Source organism: Actinosynnema sp., assembly GCF_052038725.1.
On sequence record NZ_JBQGCX010000771.1, the window covers coordinates 1 to 2,670 of the forward strand.

Genomic DNA, 2,670 nt, shown 5'->3' on the forward strand with positions numbered 1-2,670 from the left:
CGTCGGTGCCGCCGCCGATGAGCAGGATGATGCCGTCGATGAAGCTCCAGATGCCCGCGCCGCCGCAGGTCAGCAGCTGGGCGATCGCGATGCCGTAGTCGCCGGTGTAGAAGCGGCCGACGCCGAAGTAGCCCAGCAGGACCTGGAGCACGCCCGCGACCATCTTGGACTTGTCCGACAGCGGCGCCCCCGAGACCGGGTCCACGCCGTACGGCGCGTACGCGGCGGGCGGCACGCCGTACGGCGGCGTCACGTAGATGGGCGTCCCGAACTGCGCGGGAGGGGGCTCGTGCGGCAGCACCGCGCTCTGGTGCGCCTGGAACGGCGGCGGGGTCGGCTGGCCGTAGCCGAGGGCGGGCGGCAGGAACGGCGGGTGCGGCACCGGCAGGTCCTGGAACAGCTCGGCCAGGTCCTGGACGGTCTGCGCCGCCGTCGCCGCGCCCACGCGCTGCTCGTACTCGGCTATCTCCAACCTGCCCGCCGCGAAGTGCTCGTTCAGCGCGGAGATCGCTTCCTCGCGCTGCTGGGTGCCGATGCGGAGGCGGTGGGGTTCTGACACACCGCAACGGTATCCGAGCGGAGTGCCGAAGAGGGCCGTACTGTGCGAACGTGCCGATCTTCGTGGGACCAGCGGGGGAGCCGTGCCCGGCGTGACCCCCGCCGACGCGGTCACCGCCTACCTGGACCACCTGGCGGTCGAGCGCGGCGCCGCCCGCAACACCCTCGACTCCTACACCCGCGACCTGCGGCGCTACCTCGCGCACCTGGAGGCCGCCGGTCTAGGGCTGGACGCGGTCACCGAGGCCGTCGTCGGCGACTTCCTGGCCGGGCTGCGGGAGAGCGGCCTCGCCGCCTCGTCGGCCGCGCGGACCCTCGTCGCCGTGCGCGGGCTGCACCGCTTCGCGCACCGCGAGGGGCTCACCGCCCGCGACCCGGCCAAGGACGTGCAGCCGCCCGCCGCGCCGCGCAGGCTGCCCAAGGCGCTGCCCGTCGCCGACGTGCTGCGGCTGCTCGACACCGCGGGGGACACCCCGGCCGCGCTGCGCGACCGGGCGCTGCTGGAGCTGCTCTACTCGACCGGCGCGCGCATCTCCGAGGTGGTCGGGCTCGACGTGGACGACGTCGACGCGGCCGAGCGCACCGCGCTGCTCGACGGCAAGGGCGGCAAGCAGCGCGTCGTCCCCGTGGGGCGGCCCGCGCTCGCGGCCGTGGAGGCGTACCTGGTGCGGGCGCGGCCGGTGCTGGCCAAGCGCGGCGGGCCCGCGCTGTTCCTCAACGCCAGGGGCGGGCGGCTCAGCAGGCAGAGCGCGTGGCAGGCGCTCAAGACCGCCGCCGAGCGGGCGGGCGTGGCCGCCGAGGTGTCCCCGCACACGCTGCGGCACTCGTTCGCCACGCACCTGCTGGAGGCGGGCGCGGACGTGCGCGTGGTGCAGGAGCTGCTCGGGCACGCCTCCGTGACCACGACGCAGGTGTACACGCTGGTCACGGTGACCACGCTGCGGGAGGTGTACGCGACGGCCCACCCCAGGGCCACCGGGTGAGCGCGCCGGGGCGGTGGCCGTCCCGCGCGGAATCGCGCTGGTTCGCGGAACCACCGCGCCGCAGGATCGTTGCCCTTTCAGGAGAGGGGTGGCGGCCCGCCCTCGCCGGGGGCCGCCGCGCGTACCGTGTCTGCCGGGTGACCGCGATGGGGGAGGGGGTTGTCGTGGTGGGGCTTCCGGAGCCCGAGCGCTCCGACATCGAACTGGGCTCGGTGCTGCACGCGCTGAGCGACCCGACCAGGCTCGCCGTCGTGCGGCAGATCGAGGCCGAGGGCGAGCGGCTGTGCGGGGGGCTGAGCGTCGAGGTGGCGAAGTCGACCCTGTCCCAGCACCTGCGGGTGCTGCGCGAGGCGGGGCTGACCAGGACGCGGGCCTGCGGCAACCAGCGCTGGGTGTCGCTGCGCCGCGACGACCTCGACCGGTTGTTCCCCGGACTGCTGGACGTGGTGCTGGCCGCCGCGTCGAGGGGGCGCGACCGGGAACCGGTGGCCGGGTGAACCGGGTTCCCGCGCGCCCGGCGAGGCGCGTTGCCGCTGACCACCTGGGCACTTAGGCTTCGCCCAGGGAGAGAACTAGGAGTCGGGGAGAGATGTCGTCACCGGAGCAGGTGGGCGAGGGGGAGCACCCCGCGCGACCACCGCGAACCGGTGTGCGGAAAGCATCGGTGGACCTGAGCCTGGCCCCGCACGCCGCGCCGCTGGAGGAAGAGGTCCCTGACCAGGCCGTCGGCGAGATCGGGCCGACCGGCAGGCCGCTGCGGTTCGTGGCCGACCCGCCCGAGCTGGTCCACCACGGACCGGCGAAGATCCTGGCCATCTGCAACCAGAAGGGCGGGGTGGGCAAGACCACCTCGGCGATCAACCTGGGCGCCTCGCTCGCCGAGCACGGCCGCCGGGTGCTGCTGGTCGACTTCGACCCCCAGGGCGCGCTGTCGGTGGGGCTGGGCGTGCACCCGCACCAGCTCGACCAGACGATCTACAACGTGATCATGGAGCGGGACGTCGGCGTCCAGGACGTGATCATGGGCACGCCGGTGGACAACATGCACCTGCTGCCCAGCAACATCGACCTGTCGGCGGCGGAGATCCAGCTGGTGTCCGAGGTGGGGCGCGAGCACACGCTGGTGCGC

4 protein-coding genes are annotated in these 2,670 nt (G+C 74.2%); 3 read left to right on the forward strand and 1 reads right to left on the reverse strand.

The features are described 5' to 3' along the window. Nucleotides 1-559: DUF1707 domain-containing protein (locus ACTUAL_RS15900; protein WP_440900810.1), on the reverse strand; the 559-nt coding region annotated here is incomplete at its 3' end. Nucleotides 560-641: 82 nt separating this feature from the next. Between ACTUAL_RS15900 and xerD the strand changes: the two genes are divergently transcribed. The 3 genes from xerD to ACTUAL_RS15915 form a co-directional block, all read left to right on the forward strand. Then, nucleotides 642-1,541 carry a site-specific tyrosine recombinase XerD gene (gene xerD / locus ACTUAL_RS15905; RefSeq protein ID WP_096496269.1) on the forward strand — a complete coding sequence of 300 codons (900 nt, stop codon included), beginning with the start codon at nucleotides 642-644 and terminating at the stop codon, nucleotides 1,539-1,541. A 146-nt stretch (nucleotides 1,542-1,687) separates the two neighbouring features. Beyond that, the gene (locus tag ACTUAL_RS15910) at nucleotides 1,688-2,038 is read left to right on the forward strand and encodes an ArsR/SmtB family transcription factor (protein WP_041838389.1); all 351 of its coding nucleotides are present in this window, start codon (nucleotides 1,688-1,690) and stop codon (nucleotides 2,036-2,038) included. A gap of 92 nt (nucleotides 2,039-2,130) precedes the next feature. Continuing rightward, the coding region (locus ACTUAL_RS15915; RefSeq protein WP_440900811.1) for a ParA family protein at nucleotides 2,131-2,670 on the forward strand (540 nt) is incomplete at its 3' end.

What these genes read in the sequence shown, in the direction of transcription:
- ACTUAL_RS15910 (WP_041838389.1), top strand. Translation starts at nt 1,688, where the DNA reads ATGGGGGAGGGGGTTGTCGTGGTGGGGCTTCCGGAGCCCGAGCGCTCC.